The following is an 18,811-nucleotide window of genomic DNA, read 5'->3' as shown; positions in this document are numbered from 1 at the left end:
ACTAAAGAACTGAGCGTTAAGACCTAAGAGTTAAGACTTAAGAGGCAATAACTAAGAATAAAAGTCTATAGAGTCATAATAAATGGTGGAGGTGGTGCTAGAGATGGAAATGACACCGATGGAACAAGGTTTAGGAAAAGCTCGGGTTTTAGTAGAAGCTCTTCCGTATATTCAAAAATTTGCAGGTAAAACTGTGGTTATTAAGTATGGTGGGCATGCCATGGTGGATCCTGTATTGAAGGAATCCGTCATTATGGATGTCCTACTCTTGCATTCCGTGGGGATACGTCCCGTTTTGGTTCACGGAGGGGGCCCGGAGATCAATGCCATGTTGAAGAAGATGGGGATTGAAAGTCAGTTTGTACGGGGTTTAAGAGTGACCGATGCCCAAACCATGGAGATCGCCCAAATGGTCTTGCTCGGAAAATTGAATACAGAGATGGTATCTCTGCTCAATCGCTTTGGTGGAAAGAGTGTTGGTTTATCCGGCAAAGATGCGCAGCTACTTGTTGCAACTAAGAAGCCCATGCAGATGCCCAATAGCCAAGGGCAGATGGAAGAAGTAGATTTGGGATGTGTCGGAGAAATCCAGAGTGTTAATCCAGATATTCTCGAGACTTTACTCGGACAAGGCTATATTCCGGTGATTTCACCTGTTGCCAGCGGGGAAGGCGGGGAAACGTATAATGTCAATGCAGATACGGCTGCCGGGAAAATTGCAGAGGCACTCAAGGCGGATAAGTTGCTTCTACTCACAGATGTTAGCGGAATTCTGCGTGATCTTTCGGATAAGGACTCGCTTATTTCCACAATTTCCAGAGCGGAAGTCGACCAACTGGTGGAGCAGGGAATCTTGAGCGGAGGAATGCTACCTAAAGTTGAGTGCGCTGTTTCGGCGTTGGAGAGTGGCGTAGGTAGTGTGCATATCCTTGATGGACGGTTAAGTCATGCTATATTACTAGAATTATTCACGGATGGCGGTATCGGAACGATGTTCGTATAGGCTATCGCCAGAAGTCAGTGATCAGAGGCCAGAGGCCAGAATTCGTGGTTCGAACACCGAATAGCGAATATCGAATATCGAAAAAGGGGGATGGAGATGTTGAAAGACTTGTCGACTGAGGCAATCATAGAACATGGAAAAAAAGTTGTGATGAATACCTATGGTCGTCTGCCAATGACGATCGTCAAAGGGGATGGCGCATGGGTTTGGGATTCAGAAGGGAAACAATATTTGGATTTCGTGACAGGACTAGCCGTTAATTCATTGGGGCATAGCCATCCAGCGATTGTTCGTGCTATACAAGAACAGGCTAAAGAGCTATTACACACTTCAAATATTTACTGGATTCCGAACCAAGTCGATTTGGCAGAACGCTTAGTGCAGAACTCCTTTGCAGATAAAGTCTTCTTCTGTAACAGTGGAGCAGAGGCGAATGAAGCGGCTTTTAAGCTTGCTCGAAAATATGCTAAGAAACATCATGGGGCACATAAACACGAGGTAGTTACCCTGGAAAATTCCTTTCACGGCCGGACCTTAGCAACTCTCACACTCACAGGACAGATAAAATATCAGGAAGGGTATGATCCGCTTCCCGTAGGATTTGCCTATGCTGCTATTAATGATATCGACGACCTTCGTTCGAAGGTCAACCAAAATACAGCTGCCGTCTTTATTGAACCCATTCAGGGAGAAGGTGGAGTGATTCCTGCCTCGATCGAGTTTCTACAAGAAGCACGAGCTTTGTGTGACGAATTCGGGGCCTTGCTAATTTTTGATGAGGTTCAGTGTGGAGTTGGACGGACAGGAAAGCTCTTTGCCTATGAATGGAGCGATGTGAAACCAGATATTATGACCTTAGCGAAAGCTCTGGGTGGTGGAGTTCCGATAGGGGCGATGCTTGCTACTGATAAGGTGGCCGCAGCGTTTCAGCCTGGTGATCATGCTTCTACCTTTGGTGGTAACCCTTTGGCCACAGCAGCAGGGTGTGCAGTGTTAGATGTGATGCTCGAAGATGGATTTATGGCAGGAGTACAAGAGCGAGCAGAAGAGTTTAAAAAGGGACTCGAACAATTGGCTCAGAAATATCAGACAGGGGGGCCTGTGAGGGGACAAGGGTTCATATTGGGTTGGCCAGTTTCCAAGCTAGGGCCAGAAATCGTGGAGGCTTGCTTACAAAATGGACTACTGATTAACTGTGTTGGAGGTAAAATCTTACGTTTCCTTCCACCATTGAACGTTGAGAAGCCAGAAATGGATAAAGCCTTGGGGATTCTGGATGATGTGTTAAAGAAAATTTGGCAGTGAAGCCAGTGATCAGAGTTCAAAAGATTTTTCTTCGAGGAGGATGGAATGAAAGCAGCACTCGTACTTGAAACCGGAAAAATCTTTATAGGGGAGTCTTACGGAGCAACTGGAGAAGCTGTGGGAGAAGTCGTTTTTAACACAGGAATGACGGGTTACCAAGAGGTGTTAACCGACCCATCCTATGCGGGACAGATGGTATGTATGACCTATCCGCTGATTGGGAATTACGGCATAAACAGTCAGGATGATCAATCGAAGAAAGCTCAGGTTCAGGGGTTTATCGTGAAAGAGGCGGGTCGTCATCCTAGTCACTGGCAGATGGAGAAAAATCTTTCCAGGACATTAGCTCAATTTGGGGTTGTGGGGATTAAAGGGATTGATACACGTGCTTTAACACGGATTATTCGTGAACACGGGGTTTTGCGCGGAGTGATTACGACTCAGGTTGAACATCTGGATGAGTGGGTCCCGAGGTTGACGAAGTGGATTTCTCCTACAGATGTTGTGGCTAAAGTCAGCACCCCTGGAATCTACACCTTACCCGCTATATCTGGTGCCCTTACCAAGAGTGAATCGTTCCATGTCGTGGTGATGGATTTTGGGATTAAGAAAAATATCTTACAGGCTATGCAGGAGAGTGGGTTCGAATTGACAGTGGTTCCACATACGGCGTCTGCAGAGCAGATTTTAGAGAGAAATCCAGATGGGATTTTTCTATCCAATGGGCCTGGAGATCCTAAGGAGGTTGCAGAGGGGATAGAGACGATACGTAGTTTGATCGGGAAACGACCCATTTTCGGAATTTGTTTGGGGCATCAACTTTTATCACTCGCTTTGGGAGGAGACACCTATAAAATGAAGTTTGGGCATCGAGGGGGAAATCAACCCGTCCAAGATCTTCAATCGAAACGTGTGACGATCACCTCTCAAAACCATGGCTATGCGATTGCTGAAGCAAGTCTGGAACAGACTCCTTTATATGTGACTCATCGAAACCTCAACGATCAAAGTGTTGAAGGGGTAAAACATCGGGATTTGCCTGTTTTTTCTGTGCAATACCATCCAGAAGCTGGACCAGGCCCGAGTGAATCCTTGTATCTTTTTGAGGATTTTGCGGACTTAATGCAGAAAAGGAGGGCTCAAGATGCCACTTAACCCGGCGTGGAAAAAGGTCCTTGTCATTGGGTCTGGACCGATTGTCATTGGGCAGGCTGCAGAATTCGATTATGCCGGAACCCAAGCGTGCAAGGCCCTTCGTGAAGTTGGGGTAGAAGTGGTGCTGGTGAACAGTAATCCGGCAACGATTATGACGGATGTAACCATGGCGAGTATTACCTATCTCGAACCCCTGTTACCCGAGGTTTTAGAGAGGATTCTGAGCAAAGAACGTCCTGATGCGCTACTACCCACCTTAGGTGGGCAAACGGGACTTAATCTAGCGATGGAATTGGAACGAAGTGGGATTTTAAAGCGTTATGGTGTAGACCTGATTGGCTGTAATGCTGAAACAATCTATAAAGCAGAGGACCGTGAGGCCTTTAAAGAAACCATGCTTTCCCTTGGCGAACCTGTGGCCCAAAGTGTGATCGTGACAACCCTGGAAGAGGGTGAGGAGTTCGCTAAAAAGCAAGGATTTCCCTTAATTATTCGGCCAGCCTATACTCTTGGCGGGACGGGTGGGGGGATTGTTAAAAATGCTAAAAGCCTAGAAGATATTTTGCAAAGAGGACTACAGTCTAGCCCGATTGGACAATGTCTTGTGGAGCGCAGTGTAGCGGGCTGGAAGGAAATTGAGTATGAGGTTATGCGAGACGACGCGGATAACTGTATTACGATCTGCAACATGGAAAACATTGATCCAGTCGGAATCCATACCGGAGATAGTATCGTGGTAGCACCGTCCCAAACCTTAACAGATGTTGAATATCAGATGCTGCGGGCCTCCTCGTTGAAAATTATTCGGGCCTTAGGGGTTAACGGTGGCTGTAATGTCCAGTTCGCTTTAAATCCAATGAGTCGTGAATATGTGGTGATCGAAGTTAACCCGCGGGTTAGTCGTTCCAGTGCGCTTGCCTCAAAAGCAACGGGCTATCCCATTGCCAAAATGGCAGCCCTGTTGTCCGTTGGATTTACCCTTCCAGAATTAACAAATCCAGTGACCGGGAATACCAGTGCCTGTTTTGAGCCTGCTCTAGATTATGTCGTTGTCAAGTTCCCCCGGTGGCCGTTTGATAAGTTTCCTGCCGCAGATCACCGTCTCGGTACGCAAATGAAAGCGACCGGAGAAGTCATGGCGATGGAACGGACTTTAGAAGGGGCTCTGTTGAAAGCAACACGTTCTTTAGAAATAGGAAGCGTAGGGCTCCGCATCAAGGCCTCTGGAGGCTGGACAGAGATGGAGATTGAAGATAAGCTGGTTCGAACGGATCATGAGCGTTTCTTCGCGTTAGCTGAAGCGTTCCGCCGAGACTGGACCATTCTTGAAGTTCAAAGGCTTACCCAAATCGATTCTTTCTATTTGTCAAAAATCAAAGACCTTGTCTCCCTTGAACAGCGCTTACAGAGGGAGGAATTAAGCACTGAACTACTGCGGTTTGCTAAAGTGCAAGGATTTTCTGATTTAGCGATTGCGAAGCTCACCGGGCGTTCGGAAGTAGCAGTACGCGCCATGCGTGTGGCCCTCGGAATCATTCCAGTCTATAAGACCGTTGACACTTGCGCGGCAGAGTTTACCTCAGCAACTCCTTATTACTATTCCAGTTATGAAGAAGAAGATGAGGTTGCTATTAGTACGGGTCCTAAAGTAGTTGTCCTAGGCTCAGGCCCTATTCGGATCGGACAAGGGATTGAATTTGATTATTGTTCTGTCCATGCCCTTTCTGCTTTGCAAGAAGCGGGGGTGGAAGCCATCATGATTAATAATAATCCAGAAACCGTATCTACAGATTTTGATACTGCCGACAAATTATATTTCGAGCCGTTGACGGTGGAAGATGTGCTTCATGTTTTAGAGAAGGAAAAAGCGGATGGGGTATTAGTCCAATTCGGAGGGCAAACGGCTATTAATTTAGCGGGTCGATTGAGTCTTGCTGGGATTCAAATCTTAGGTACAACCGTCGACGCGATTGATTTAGCAGAAGATCGTGAACGTTTTGCATTACTTTTAAGTCAACTTGGAATTCCCCAATCCGAAGGGCGAAGTGTAACGTCTGTTGCTCAAGCGAAAAAAGTTGCAGAGCAACTTGAATTTCCGCTGATCGTTCGTCCTTCCTACGTCATTGGCGGACGTGCTATGCAAGTCGTTGAAACCCTCGAGGAACTTGAAGATTATCTAAGAAGGGCAATTCACCTATCCGACGAGCATCCCATTTTGGTGGATAGGTACTTGGAAGGAAAAGAAGTCGAAGTGGACGCCGTCTCGGATGGAGAAACTACCGTGATCGCGGGTATTATGGAGCACATCGAGCGCGCGGGAGTTCACTCAGGGGATAGTTCGGCAGTTTATCCGCCTCAAAGTTTAACCCCTGCTGAAATAGAACAAATTCAGGATTTTACCTGTCGTCTTGCCTTGGGAATCGGCATCAAAGGACTCATAAATATTCAATATGTTGTAGTTCGAGGCAAAGTGTATGTTCTTGAAGTGAACCCTAGAGCAAGCCGTACAGTGCCTATCCTTTCTAAAGTCACTGGAATCCCTTTAGTAAATTTGGCGGTTCAAGTTTCCTTAGGTAAAACCTTGAAGGACATGGGTTACAAACATGGGCTCGCTCCAGAAGTACCCTTCGTCGTCGTGAAAGCTCCGGTTTTTTCCTTCGAAAAATTGACTAAAGTCGAAACATCTCTGGGACCGGAAATGAAATCGACCGGTGAAGTTTTGGGAATGGACACTCAATTTGGGCACGCTTTGGCCAAGGCCTTTGCAGCCTCACATATTCCACTCCCCAAGGACGGAAACATCTTGGTTTCTGTGGCGGAAAAAGATCGCCCCGAGGCCATCACCTTGGCTCGCCAACTTGCTCAGTTAGGGTTTGGAGTCAAGGGAACGGGAGATACGGCAAAAGCCTTAGCCTTGTGCGGTGTAGAGGTTGAAGAGGTCAGTGAATCCAGCGAGGCTCTTCAAGAGGCCATCCGGCAGCGAGAATTTTCCTTTGTCCTCAGCACTCCCACTAAAGAGACCCCAGGGAGGACCGGTTATTTGCTAAGAAGGCTAGCGGCGGAACATGGGGTTCCCTGCTTTACATCGATGGATACGGCCAAAGCCGTCGTTCGGGCCTTGCATGAAATTCGGAGCCATACCACTCCCCAGGTGCTCTCCTTGCAGGAGTATCTAGCATTGTAGAGAAAAAATAGGAACTCCCGCTCGAGATTGTCGAGCGGGAGTTTTAGACGTCTTTACTTTAATTGATTGACCTCACAGCTCACTTCAATGACCTGTATTTTTCCTTAACCTTCTTCTATCTGGAAGTTGCGGCCATTTTAGTAATGGCCTTAATCGGTTATAGACCCAACGTGATTCCTTCGTCAACAGGGGTCCCAGTACGGCAAGAATGAGAACATACAAGGCGGCAAAGGGTTGCAACGAAGTTAATAATCCGCCTGCCTTCGCAAGAGTGGCTAAAATAATAGAAAATTCACCCCGCGAAATAATAGTCAGACCAATATTCAGTGAGGCTCTGTGGGAGAGACTAGCTTTCCTCCCTGCCCAAACGCCCGACACAATATTGCCTAAAAGGGTTAAAATAACAGCGATTACAGCAGGCCAAACTGCCCCACCCAAGGCAAAGGGGTCGATGCTTAAACCAAAACTAAAGAAGAAAAGGGCACCAAAGAAATCTCTGAAGGAAACAATTAAATGCTCTATGCGTTCGGAATGATCTGTTTCCGCCAGTACCAGACCAATGAGTAAAGCTCCGATGGCTTCAGCAATATGTAGAGTTTCAGAAAAACCGGCTACCAAAACTAAAATAGCAAAAATTACCAACATAAACGTTTCGTCAGAGGGAATATCCAACCAACGGTCGAGTTTTGGAACCAACTTATGCCCCAAAAATAAAAAACCACCGATAAATAAAAGGGCCATTAATGCACTCATTATTATCTCTGAAATGGAAGTGGAACCGGCAAGAACCAGACCGGAAACAACAGAGAAATAAATAGCTACGAAGACATCTTGAAACATCATCAAACCCAAAATGATCTCCGTTTCATCATTAGCTGCCCTCTTTAAATCAACAATTACCTTTGCTACGATTGCACTGGAGGAAATAGTCATAATACCTGCCACAACAAGTACTTCCTTAATCGGCCAACCCAGCAGTATAGGAAATATAATAGCTATGGTCAAGTTAATAACCATATAAATTGTCCCGCTTCTGATGATGGAGGGTCCCGCAGTCAAAAGGCGTTTAATAGAGAACTCCAACCCTAAGGAAAACAGGAGAAACAGCACACCTAAACGTCCCATGAAGTCAATTAACGGGGCGCTCTGAATAAATCTAAAGTCCAAGACGCTGATGTGAGGCGCCTGTGGGCCAACTACCATGCCAGTTAAAATTAGAATTGGTACGATAGAAATTCTGAGGTTACCGGCCAGAATCCCTGCACCTGCAATTAAAGCTAGTGCAAGTCCAATTTCCAGTATCAAGTGCTCCATTACTGAACACTCCCGTGAAATAACAGCTGCTTACATGCTTTAACCTGGTGCTTTTCACCAAGAATTACAACAGTAGCGCCATTTCGAAACGTTGCCTCGGGACCGGGATTGACTATTTTACTCTGATCATATTCTACAATTGCAATAACCGTCCCACCGGTAACCTTGCGAATACACATATTCCCGATGGTTTTTCCAATAGCATAGGCATCAGGCTCAATTTTGTACCATTCTATAAGCATATCGCCTAAGGCAACATCCACAGTCTCTAATGCTTTGGGACGATAATTCATCCCTCCGAGTATAGCGGCTATATAGCGCGATTCTTCGTCATCTAAGGTTACCATCGAGATAGAATCATCCGGGTCCTCACGATAAAAATGATAAACTTCCCTTCGTCCGTCATCATGTACCACGATAACGATCTTTTCTCCGCTGCGGGTTTGGAGTTGAAACTTCTTGCCAATACCCGGTAAATCTATTTCTCTAATTAATTTCATGGTATTAACCTCCATCACTACTCTAACGAAAGGGGAAGGCAGTAATTTCAACATTTGATGGTTAAATTAGCTTTGTTCCACATTTCGGACAATATGCCGTCCCCGCATTAGCCTTTCCACAAGAGGGGCAAAATTGCGGGGTTTCGTTCGAATAGTTGGGGACGGGCTCAGCAGGGATGTTGGGTAAAGACTCTGCAGGCTGAGGTTTGTGCAAGGATAGCTTGGGTTGGTTAAATTGTTGTGTGCTCTTAACTTCAGGGCTACTCATTTCAGACGCGTGCTCAGAGGGCGGGACCTGAATGTCAGGTGAGGCAGAGACTGGTGGAGTTATGATGGGGGTCTGTATTTCAGGATAGGGATTTGTAGAATTTGTGGTAGAATAATCATATAAGTCGTCAGCCTTTTTGCGTTCCTCGTCTTCAAGACTTAGGACCCAAACGATGGATAGAACTGCGATAAAAGGGCTAATGATCAAGTTTGCTAACCCTGCAAGCCCTGACGATGAAATTCCCATCAGAATTTCAATGGCGATTTGAATCAGAATTACGGTACCTATAAATCCCCATAGGGAGCCCATGTGTCTTCTGGAAAATCGCCAGCTGCCGGAAAGTGCAACCCAAAACTTTTCCTGACCGTGGGCTAGAAGATAAATTGAAGAGGAGGAAAACCAAGGCACAAGAAATAGCAACCCTAACACTAGAAAGAGACCATAAACAATCAGGAAAGCGACGATAGCACCTTCGGATTGTCTCAGGGAAAAGACACCGATCAGCCCTACAATCAAGAGCAATAACTGAATTAAAACGATAAACCCTTGCCAGCCGAGAAAACGGAAGAAACCCTTGAAACGGAAATCTTTGAAGGATACTTTTTCCCGATAAGCCTTATTGGTTAAGTTAAATAAGCCAGTGTAAAAAGCCGATCCAATTAACCAACCAACCATTAAAATCAAGGCTAGAGTTCCGACTACGCTGCCGACCGCAGATAGAATCCTGGAGAAGTTGTTATAGCCTCCGAAGTAGGCAAAGGGATCATCATCTAGGGAACCGAACGGGGGCATAGAGGAAGAGAAATATGGAGCAGGTGGTACTCCCGGAACGGGCATTCCTGATGAAAAGGATCCTTGATAAATATGAGGAATTGTCCAGCGTAATTGGTCGAATACTCCCAAAACCATGGCAATTGCTAAGACAACAAGAACTACAATAAAAATTAGAGTCCAGGCGTACAAAGGGAGAGCGGCACGTTTAAAAGTAATCCATGCGGATTTCATGCGTTCGGACCAGGTCATATTACTTCCTCCTATATTATAAATTACTAAGCTCGAGAAATAGATGCGACTATTGATTAATCTATCTTCGCTGTATTAGCTTATTAATCCTGCAGCAAACTATACTAAGCTTGCAAGGTAGATCAAAAAATTGAAAGAGGTAAACTGAGAAAACAATAGTTTTAGTATTGAATTATTATACATATGAATGTATAATAATTCATATTGAAGGAGTGGGTAAGAATGACAAAAATTGATCAAGCTATTTTTAAAGGACGAGACTTCATTTCGCTTCATGATTTTTCTCAAGATGAATTAAGCTGCATCATCGATGTAGCTAGGGAACTTAAGGCAGAGCAAAAAGCGGGACATCCCCGTCATGTGCTTCAAGGCAAGACCTTGGGGATGATTTTTACGAAGTCTTCGACACGGACCCGAGTTTCGTTTGAAGTGGGAATGTACCAATTAGGGGGGCATGCGCTCTTTTTAAGTGGTCGAGATATTCAACTGGGCAGAGGGGAAACGATTGCTGATACGGCACGTGTTCTTTCGCGGATGGTCGATGGGATAATGATTCGAACGTTCAGCCATCAAGAAGTCTTAGATTTAGCTGAATTTTCCACTATTCCAATCATTAATGGACTCACAGATCTGTTACATCCCTGTCAGGTATTGGCTGACCTTATGACCATTCAAGAGCATAAAGGGCGCCTGGCCGGTTTGAAGCTTGCCTACGTTGGTGATGGAAACAACATGGCTCATTCGCTGATGTTTGGCTGTGCCAAGATGGGATTGCACGTGGTAATTGCTTCACCGCCTGGATATAAGCCAGATCCCAAGATAGTTGCCCTAGCCCAGGCAGATGCCAAGAATAACGGTGGATGTGTAGAAGTCGTGGATGAGCCTTTAGAGGCGATAAAAGGTGCCGACGTTCTTTACACAGATGTATGGGCAAGTATGGGTCAAGAAGCAGAAGCTCAAGTCAGAATGGCAGCGTTTAAAGGGTATCAGATTAACTCGAATGCCCTGAAATTAGCAAATCCATCCGCAATTGTACTGCATTGTCTTCCAGCACACCGTGGGGAGGAAATTACCGATGATGTGATAGAAGGGGCTCAGTCAGTGGTCTTTGATGAGGCAGAAAATCGTCTGCATGCTCAAAAGGCGATTATGGCCTTAGTAATGTAACTCTTGTTTGGTTTGCGACGAGGCGGGAAAGTACGAATCAAGTACAAAGGAATAAGATTCGTTGAAATATGGAACGAAGAGTGCAAGTTGTATGCAAGTCGAGAACCGTCCCCAACTTGCATACCGAACGTTCCTTAGATTATTTTAGAAAAGGGAGATTTAATATGAAAAAAGTTGTTTTAGCGTATTCTGGTGGTTTGGATACATCCATTATTATACCCTGGCTCAAAGAAACCTATGGTTATGAAGTCATTGCAATGGCTGCAGATCTCGGTCAAGGGGAAGAGTTAGCTCCTCTTCAAGAAAAGGCGATTAAAAGTGGTGCGAGCAAACTCTATATTGAAGATCTAAGAGAGGAGTTTGTTTCGGAATTTATCTTTCAGACTTTAAAGGCTGGAGCGGTTTATGAAGGGAAGTATCTTTTGGGGACTTCCTTTGCCCGCCCTCTAATCGCTCGACGTTTAGTGGAGATTGCGGAGAAGGAAGGGGCGGTTGCTGTTGCCCATGGTGCGACCGGCAAAGGAAACGACCAAGTGCGTTTCGAGCTAAGTGTTAAAGCGCTGAACCCAGACTTAGAAATTATTGCTCCTTGGCGGATTTGGGATCTCAAGTCTCGTGAAGATTGCATTGATTATGCTGCAGCACGTGGAATTCCTGTTCCGGTAACTAAAGATCGTCCGTATAGCATGGACCGCAACCTTTGGCACTTAAGCCATGAAGGTGGAGACCTAGAAAACCCTTGGAATGAACCTAAGCGTGATCTATTCTTAATGGGTGTTTCTCCGGAAGATGCGCCGGATGAGGCCACTTACCTCGAACTTGGCTTTGAACAAGGGGTTCCTACCTCATTGAACGGTCAGAAACTTGCCCCCGTGGCCCTCTTGGAAGCTCTCAACGAATTAGGTGGAAAAAATGGGGTTGGAATCGTCGATATGGTAGAAAACCGCCTTGTCGGGATGAAATCTCGTGGCGTCTATGAGACTCCAGGGGGAACAATCCTTTATATGGCACATCAGGCCCTAGAACATCTTACACTTGATCGTCTCACACTCCATTATAAAGAACAAATCGCCTTAAAATATGCAGAGATAGTCTATGACGGAGTTTGGTATTCACCGCTTCGTGAAGCTTTAGATGCTTTTGTTAATGTAACCCAGAAAAACGTCACTGGCACGGTACGCGTGAAATTATATAAAGGCAATTGCTCCTTAGCAGGTACAAAATCGCCCTATTCCCTTTATAATGAAGCATATGCGACCTTTGGCGAAGATGGGGTATATGACCAAAAGGATGCCAGCGGATTTATAAACCTTTTCGGTTTGCCGTTAAAAGTAAGAGCTTTAATGGAGAAGGAATCAGGTTTACGAAAGTAAACTTGTTCAACAAAAGCTGAACATCAAGACTTACGCCAAAGGGCTAAATCCCTGTCGAATACTTACGCATCGTATAGTGGAGTCTCCTCCTTCGCCGACAAGTGAAGTTAAATGAAAATAAACAAAGATAAGCGCCGATACCCGGCGCTTATCTTCACACTATCTGGACCTTAATGCCCGGCTGAACACCAGAGAATGAAAAGGTTAGGGTGCGGAGTGCCGCTATGACTAGAAAAAGATGTTCGTGGTTAAAACACTACCATGAGAAGGCTTAATAGTTAGCGGTCGGAAGGCTGTATTGCATAAAATTACAACTTGAAAGGAAGATGTAACGTGAAGCTTTGGGGCGGACGTTTTGAAAAAACTACGGACGCATTGGTGGAAGATTTTCATTCCTCAATACGTTTTGATCAACGCTTATACAAACAAGATATTCAAGGGAGTATAGCCCATGCTAGAATGCTTGGCAGTGTCGGGGTTATCTCGGAAGAGGAAGCAAACGATTTAATTGAGGGTTTAGCTGGGATCTTAGATGATATCCAGGCGGGAAGGGTAGAATTTGAGATCGGCGCTGAAGATATACATATGAATGTTGAGAAGCTTTTAACTGAGCGAATTGGGCAAGTAGGAAAAAAACTTCACACAGGGCGAAGCCGAAATGATCAAGTCGCTTTAGACCTAAGGCTTTATTTGAGAGTGGAGATTGACCAGACGAAGGTTTTAGTGGAGAAACTACTGCATACGCTGCTTAATTTGGCAGAGGAGCATCTCGAAACATGGATGCCGGGCTATACCCATCTGCAGAAGGCACAACCGATTACCATGGCCCATCACATGATGGCCTACGTTCAAATGTTTTTGCGTGATCTCGATCGGCTCAAAGATACCCGTAAACGCCTAAATTTTTCACCGCTCGGTTCAGGAGCAATGGCTGGAACGACGTTTCCACTAGATAGAGAGAAGGCGGCCCTCGAACTAGGGTTTGCGGGTGTGACCTTGAACAGTTTAGATGGAGTGAGTGACAGAGATTTTGCCCTTGAGTTTTTAGCCGCCGCTTCAATCATGATGATGCATTTAAGTCGAATGTGTGAGGAGCTCGTTCTCTGGTCCAGCGGAGAATTTCAGTTTATTTCTATGGATGATGCCTACTCTACAGGGTCAAGCATCATGCCTCAAAAGAAAAACCCAGACGTAGCGGAATTAGTAAGAGGGAAGACAGGGCGAGTCTATGGGGATTTAGTGGCCCTATTAACCGTTATGAAAGGACTTCCGCTTGCTTATAACAAAGATATGCAAGAGGATAAAGAACCAGTTTTTGATACGGTAGATACGATTCAGAAATGTTTACTGATAGTAGAACCAATGCTCAGAACGATGCAGATCCATCGGGCTACATTGTCCCGTGGAGCGAAAGGTGGCTTTACCAATGCCACGGATCTCGCAGATTACCTAGCCAAAAAAGGGCTGCCCTTCCGAGAAGCCCATGAACTAGTCGGACGGATTGTTTTACACTGCAGTAAGCAAGAAATTGGGTTGGAAGACTTAAGTTTAAGCGACTATCAGGCGCTCTCCCCAATTTTTGAAGCGGATTTGTTTGAAGCCATAGGAATCGAGTTTTGCGTACGTGCCCGAAAGCTTAAGGGCGGCCCTTCACCCGAAACTGTTGCAGAAGGAATTCGAGTAAGTCGCCAAATATTGGAGAACTTAAGCTGGTAACAGTGCAGGCAAATCTCGAGCAAAGTAGTGGGGGAATTTCGAATTACGGAATTAACTAAATTAATCTTAAAAGTAATTAAGCATACAGACCTGACACCTGTGGGTAAGCTAAGCAATGGCTTAATATAATCTTAGATACCCGTATAGGGTTTGACCAAAGTTTGTACCATACTATATTAGTGGCTTTCTCCTTGGGTCTTTAAAGAAAAGCGAAAAAAACCCTGTGTATAGTGTGGATAACTCTGTGGATAACGTCGCGGAGAAGCGAATTTTGGGTGGATAAGCTAGGGATAAACGGTGGAAAACTAAAGTGAGCTTGTGGATAACTCTTGAGTAGATTCAAGAAAATGTGACATAATCGATCATAGAAACCTAGAGGCATTCCCTTTAGGTTTTTATTTTAGAGATAAAGCAGGAAAATCTTACCGAGAGGTCGAAATTCTCACGCATGATTTGATTAAGAAATTGCATGCTATCTGTATAGATGACAACATGATTAAGCAGTGTGAAGCGAGGCTATTATCAATGGAGAATCGAACAATGTTAACAGATCTCTATCAACTAACGATGATGCAGGGTTATTTGACAAATGGATATCAAAATAAAGAAGCGGTCTTTGATGTCTTCTTTCGGGAGTTACCGTTTAAAGGGGGATATGCACTAGCCGCAGGGCTCGAACAAGTCGTCGAATATATCGAAAATCTCTCCTTCAGTGAAGAGGATTTAACGTATTTGAGAAGCCTGAACCTGTTTAATGAGCAATTTATTGAGGAACTGCGTAACTTCTGCTTTACAGGGGAAATAGATGCGATACCGGAAGGGACTATGGTTTTCCCCTATGAACCACTGATTCGTGTAAAAGGACGCATTTTTGAAACCCAGCTCCTTGAGACCACAATTCTAAATTTAGTCAATTTCGAGACCTTGATTGCCACAAAAGCTTCACGGGTGGTCACTGCCGCAGAGGGGGGCCCGGTCATGGAGTTCGGTCTGCGCAGAGCCCAGGGACCTGATGCCGGGGTTTTAGGAGCAAGGGCCGCCTTTATAGGGGGCTGTCAATCGACTTCGAATATCTTAGCAGGTAAACGCTACCATATCCCTGTTTCAGGAACTCAAGCGCACAGTTGGATCCAGTGCTTTCCTTCCGAGCTGGAGGCATTTCGAGCCTATGCGCGTACTTTTCCGAATCGCTGCTTGTTGCTTGTCGATACGTATAATGTTCTTAAATCAGGGGTGCCCAATGCGATAAAGGTCGGGCTTGAGTTAGAAGCAGAGGGCTATCCTTTCCAAGGAATTCGCTTAGATAGCGGAGATTTAACGTATTTGTCCAGAGAAGCCCGACGTATGCTAGATGATGCAGGACTTAAACGTGCGATCATCGTGGCGTCCAATGATTTAGACGAAGAAACTATCTTTGCCATTCGAGCTCAAGGTGCTGCAATCAATGCTTGGGGGGTGGGCACCAATCTGATTACATCGAAAGATTGGCCTTCATTGGGAGGAGTTTATAAGCTGGCTGCTGAGGGAGAGCAGGGTGTTTTTCATCCTCGACTTAAGGTCTCTGAAAACGTCTCCAAGATAACTAACCCTGGGATCAAAAAAGTAGTGCGTTTCTACGATCGAGGGGGAAAAGCAATGGCGGATGTTATCGCACTAGAAGATGAAGTTTTTGATAAGAGAAAACCGCTGACGATTTTTGATCCCATTCAGACCTGGAAAAGAAAAACCTTAACAAATTTTGAGACCAGAGAACTCTTAACCCCAGTCTTCAAAAATGGGAAACGAGTTTGTGAATTGCCAAACCTCAACGATATTCAGGCTTATGCCCGAATAGAATTAGACACTTTCTGGGATGAAGTGAAGCGATTGACGAATCCTCACCGCTATATTGTGGATTTGTCGAAAGGTCTCTTTGACATGAAACAACAATTACTCTTAACTATTCATAACGATATAAAAACAAATAATCAAGGGGTGGACTAAAATGTGGACTGATGAAGAATTACAAGAACGTATCGATCAAACTGTAGACTGGTTACGCCAAAAGGTCGCTGAAGCTAACGCGAAAGGGTTAGTCGTAGGAGTGTCCGGGGGGGTTGATTCAGCTGTTGTCGCAGGACTCTGCAAACATGCATTTCCAGAGAATTGTGTTGCAGTGATTATGCCCTGTCATTCAGCTCCTGATGACCAAGAAGATGCGCTGTGGATTGCCGAGGGTTTTGATATCAGACTGCTGGAAGTTGATCTGAGTAATGCTCATACACAGGTCTTCGATCAAGTGATGAAGAGTCTGAAACGCAATGGACGGGATGTAGTAGGGGCTAAAATGAGTCAGGGAAATTTAAAGGCTCGTTTACGGATGTCGACGCTGTATACCGTGGCCAATGCCCTGAATTATTTGGTTGTGGGAACGGATAATGCTCCAGAAAGCTATACAGGATACTTCACGAAATATGGCGACGGCGGCGTGGATCTTTTGCCAATTAGCTCTCTTACTAAAGCAGAAGTACGCGCTTGGGCAAGGATGTTAGGTCTTCCCCTCAGAATTGCGACACGTGTACCAACTGCTGGACTTTGGCCCGGCCAGACGGATGAAGCAGATTTGGGGATAACCTATGATCAAATCGATCGCTATATACTGGGGGAACAGGTCGCACCTGAAGTCCAAGAACGTCTTGAAACTCTGCATCGCCAAAGTGAACATAAACGCCATCTGCCTCCCAGTCTTGAACTTCCGAAGCTGAAGGGGATCGACTAACGTGCGTATTGGAGTAGATATTGATGGTGTTGTCTCCGATAGTTACCCAGTTTGGTTGGAAGAACTGAATCAGCACTATGGTAAGAATATTGCTGTGATTGACGATTACGAGATGCATTTAGTGTTTGATGTTCCGAGAGAGGATATGAACAATTTCTTTGTCAGTAATGTAGAGCGGTTACTTATGATGCCCCATCCGATTCCTGGAGCCAAGCAAGGGATTGAAACCCTTCTTCAGGAAGGGCATGAAGTGATTTATATAACGGCTAGGGCACTTGAAGAAAGGGATCTTACCGTTCAGTGGTTTAAGATGCAAGAAATCCATCATGAACATGTGCTCTTCACTGGATTTGATAGTAAAGTAAATTTTGTAAAACAATGGGGCATTGAAGCCTTTATCGAGGATTATCAAGTAAATGCCAAATTAATTGCTGAATGTGGAGTTCCAGTCTTCTTACTGAATGCTAGTTACAATCAAGAGGAACTCCCAACGGGCATTACGCGCTGTCACAACTGGGGTGAAATTCTCGATGGAATACGGCGACTAAATCCATAGCAGTATGAATAGGGAGACACATAAAGAAACTGTCTTCATAGAGAAAAAGGCCCTCCCATTAGCTTATCTGCTAATGGGAGGGCTCTTCGGTGTGTCAGCTGACAATCCCTAATCCTACTTTATAAATATCTCCCGCTCCTAAGGTAAGGACGAGATCCTCAGGTGCGATTGTTTCATTAAGATAGTCCCTGATGTCATCTAAGGGTCCAATGTAACGGGCTTGAACCCCTTGCAGTTGAATCAATTCGGCAAGATTTAAGGAGGACACGGTGAAATGTTCTTGCTCGCGTGCCGAAGCAAAAATATCCGCGATCACAACTTCGTCAGCCCCTTGAAAGGCTTGAGAGAACTCAAGTAAAAGTTTTTCTGTGCGACTAAAGGTATGAGGTTGAAAAATAGCGCGAATGCGTCGATCGGGAAAGGAAAGCCGTGCTCCTTCCAAGGTCGTGCGGATTTCCGTAGGATGATGAGCATAGTCATCGACAATCATTGCCCCATTGGTGTTACTACCAATATGTTCAAACCGTCGTTTTGTTCCACTAAAAAGGCTTAAGCAAGCTAAAATTTGATCCATGGGGATTCCAATTTCCCGGCACACGGCAATAGTTGCTAAGGCATTGATAATGTTGTGTTTCCCAGAGACATTGAGATTCAGATCTCCCATATAGTGCCCTTTAACCATGATTTTCATGGAGCTTTTTTCGTCTTTGAACTTGATCTCTGTGGCCCGGATATCCGCAGATTCCGAGATTCCGAACGTTGTAATGGGCGCGGATCCTTTAATGGCCTCCCTATTAGGGTCCTCAGCCCAGACATAGATATGACCGTACTCGGGAACCTTGCTGGCTAGTTCAGTAAACGCTGAGATAACATCTTCAAGATCCTTAAAATAATCCGGATGATCAAATTCTAGGTTCGTAATAATGAGGTGTTCGGGAGAGTAATTAAGAAAATGGCGCCGATATTCACAAGACTCCGCTAAAAAAAAGTCGCCTTTTCCGCAATGCGCATTCCCGCCAATACTCGGCACATCACTTCCGACAACGATGGTTGGATCCAATCCGGTTTGGAGCATAACGAGCCCTATCATAGCAGTGGTTGTGGTTTTACCGTGGGTTCCAGTGACAGAAATACCACGCTTTTTGGCGAGTAAGCGCCCGAGATATTGCGGATAGGTCAAGATCGGGATATTTAACTCTAGGGCCCGAGCAATTTCTGGGTGCTGATTTGTATAGGCTGCAGAGATGACCACTAAGTCTGCCTTTTCAACGTTTTCAGGAGAAAAACCCAAAACGGGAATATGAGCGCGTTCTAGGACAAGGTCGGTATAAAAACTTTCTTCTACGTCAGACCCCGTTATTGTGGCATCTTCAAGCTGGACACTGATTTGAGCGAGAGCGCTCATCCCGGTCCCTTTGATACCTACAAAATGAATATGTAATGCCAAAGCATATCGTCCCTTTCATGTATAAACTCTACCCTTCATTAT

At 45.2% G+C, this 18,811-nt stretch carries 14 protein-coding genes; 10 read left to right on the top strand and 4 right to left on the bottom strand.

Features of this window, described 5'->3' with window-relative positions:
- Positions 1-109 precede the first annotated feature (109 nt).
- The 4 genes from argB to carB all read left to right on the top strand — a co-directional run bounded on the left by argB (position 110) and on the right by carB (position 6,647).
- The gene (gene argB / locus ACYQ3Q_RS08775; RefSeq protein ID WP_459928320.1) at positions 110-1,003 is read left to right on the top strand and encodes an acetylglutamate kinase; all 894 of its coding nucleotides are present in this window, start codon (positions 110-112) and stop codon (positions 1,001-1,003) included.
- Between the two features lie 96 nt (positions 1,004-1,099).
- Positions 1,100-2,308, top strand: coding sequence for an acetylornithine transaminase (locus ACYQ3Q_RS08770; protein WP_459928210.1), 1,209 nt, complete (start codon positions 1,100-1,102; stop codon positions 2,306-2,308).
- 45 nt (positions 2,309-2,353) lie between these two features.
- Positions 2,354-3,463: a glutamine-hydrolyzing carbamoyl-phosphate synthase small subunit gene (carA, locus tag ACYQ3Q_RS08765; RefSeq protein WP_459928209.1), complete on the top strand. Its 1,110-nt coding sequence runs from the start codon at positions 2,354-2,356 to the stop codon at positions 3,461-3,463.
- The gene (gene carB / locus ACYQ3Q_RS08760) at positions 3,453-6,647 is read left to right on the top strand and encodes a carbamoyl-phosphate synthase large subunit (RefSeq protein WP_459928208.1); all 3,195 of its coding nucleotides are present in this window, start codon (positions 3,453-3,455) and stop codon (positions 6,645-6,647) included. Before carA ends, carB begins: the two co-directional genes overlap by 11 nt.
- Before the next feature lie 84 nt (positions 6,648-6,731).
- On the opposite strand, the gene ACYQ3Q_RS08755 is transcribed toward carB, so the two are convergent.
- The 3 genes from ACYQ3Q_RS08755 to ACYQ3Q_RS08745 all read right to left on the bottom strand — a co-directional run bounded on the left by ACYQ3Q_RS08755 (position 6,732) and on the right by ACYQ3Q_RS08745 (position 9,752).
- Positions 6,732-7,961, bottom strand: coding sequence for a cation:proton antiporter (locus ACYQ3Q_RS08755; protein WP_459928207.1), 1,230 nt, complete (start codon positions 7,959-7,961; stop codon positions 6,732-6,734).
- Positions 7,961-8,461, bottom strand: a complete 501-nt coding sequence (locus tag ACYQ3Q_RS08750; protein WP_459928206.1) for a cation:proton antiporter regulatory subunit — start codon at positions 8,459-8,461, stop codon at positions 7,961-7,963. Before ACYQ3Q_RS08750 ends, ACYQ3Q_RS08755 begins: the two co-directional genes overlap by 1 nt.
- Positions 8,462-8,522: 61 nt before the next feature.
- Positions 8,523-9,752: a zinc ribbon domain-containing protein gene (locus ACYQ3Q_RS08745; RefSeq protein ID WP_459928205.1), complete on the bottom strand. Its 1,230-nt coding sequence runs from the start codon at positions 9,750-9,752 to the stop codon at positions 8,523-8,525.
- Between the two features lie 222 nt (positions 9,753-9,974).
- Between ACYQ3Q_RS08745 and argF the strand changes: the two genes are divergently transcribed.
- The 6 genes from argF (at position 9,975) to ACYQ3Q_RS08715 (ending at position 17,322) form a co-directional block, all read left to right on the top strand.
- The gene (argF, locus tag ACYQ3Q_RS08740) at positions 9,975-10,919 is read left to right on the top strand and encodes an ornithine carbamoyltransferase (RefSeq protein WP_459928204.1); all 945 of its coding nucleotides are present in this window, start codon (positions 9,975-9,977) and stop codon (positions 10,917-10,919) included.
- Positions 10,920-11,083: 164 nt separating this feature from the next.
- The gene (locus tag ACYQ3Q_RS08735) at positions 11,084-12,292 is read left to right on the top strand and encodes an argininosuccinate synthase (protein ID WP_459928203.1); all 1,209 of its coding nucleotides are present in this window, start codon (positions 11,084-11,086) and stop codon (positions 12,290-12,292) included.
- 333 nt (positions 12,293-12,625) lie between these two features.
- Positions 12,626-14,008, top strand: coding sequence for an argininosuccinate lyase (gene argH / locus ACYQ3Q_RS08730; RefSeq protein ID WP_459928202.1), 1,383 nt, complete (start codon positions 12,626-12,628; stop codon positions 14,006-14,008).
- Positions 14,009-14,533: 525 nt separating this feature from the next.
- Positions 14,534-15,991 (top strand): nicotinate phosphoribosyltransferase, encoded by a 1,458-nt coding sequence (locus ACYQ3Q_RS08725; protein WP_459928201.1) that lies wholly within the window; start codon positions 14,534-14,536, stop codon positions 15,989-15,991.
- A gap of 1 nt (position 15,992) precedes the next feature.
- A complete protein-coding gene (gene nadE / locus ACYQ3Q_RS08720) occupies positions 15,993-16,766 on the top strand; it encodes an NAD(+) synthase (protein WP_459928200.1) in 774 nt (257 codons plus the stop codon).
- Position 16,767: 1 nt separating this feature from the next.
- On the top strand, positions 16,768-17,322 hold the full coding sequence (locus ACYQ3Q_RS08715; RefSeq protein ID WP_459928199.1) for a 5' nucleotidase, NT5C type: 555 nt from the start codon (positions 16,768-16,770) through the stop codon (positions 17,320-17,322).
- 94 nt (positions 17,323-17,416) lie between these two features.
- Here the strand turns inward: ACYQ3Q_RS08715 and murC are convergent, their stop codons facing one another.
- Positions 17,417-18,769, bottom strand: coding sequence for a UDP-N-acetylmuramate--L-alanine ligase (gene murC, locus ACYQ3Q_RS08710; protein WP_459928198.1), 1,353 nt, complete (start codon positions 18,767-18,769; stop codon positions 17,417-17,419).
- Positions 18,770-18,811: the final 42 nt, after the last annotated feature.

The organism is Desulfosporosinus burensis (assembly GCF_054657535.1).
The sequence above is the reverse complement of the archived record's forward strand: the minus strand, read 5'-3'. Positions and strand labels throughout refer to the sequence as shown.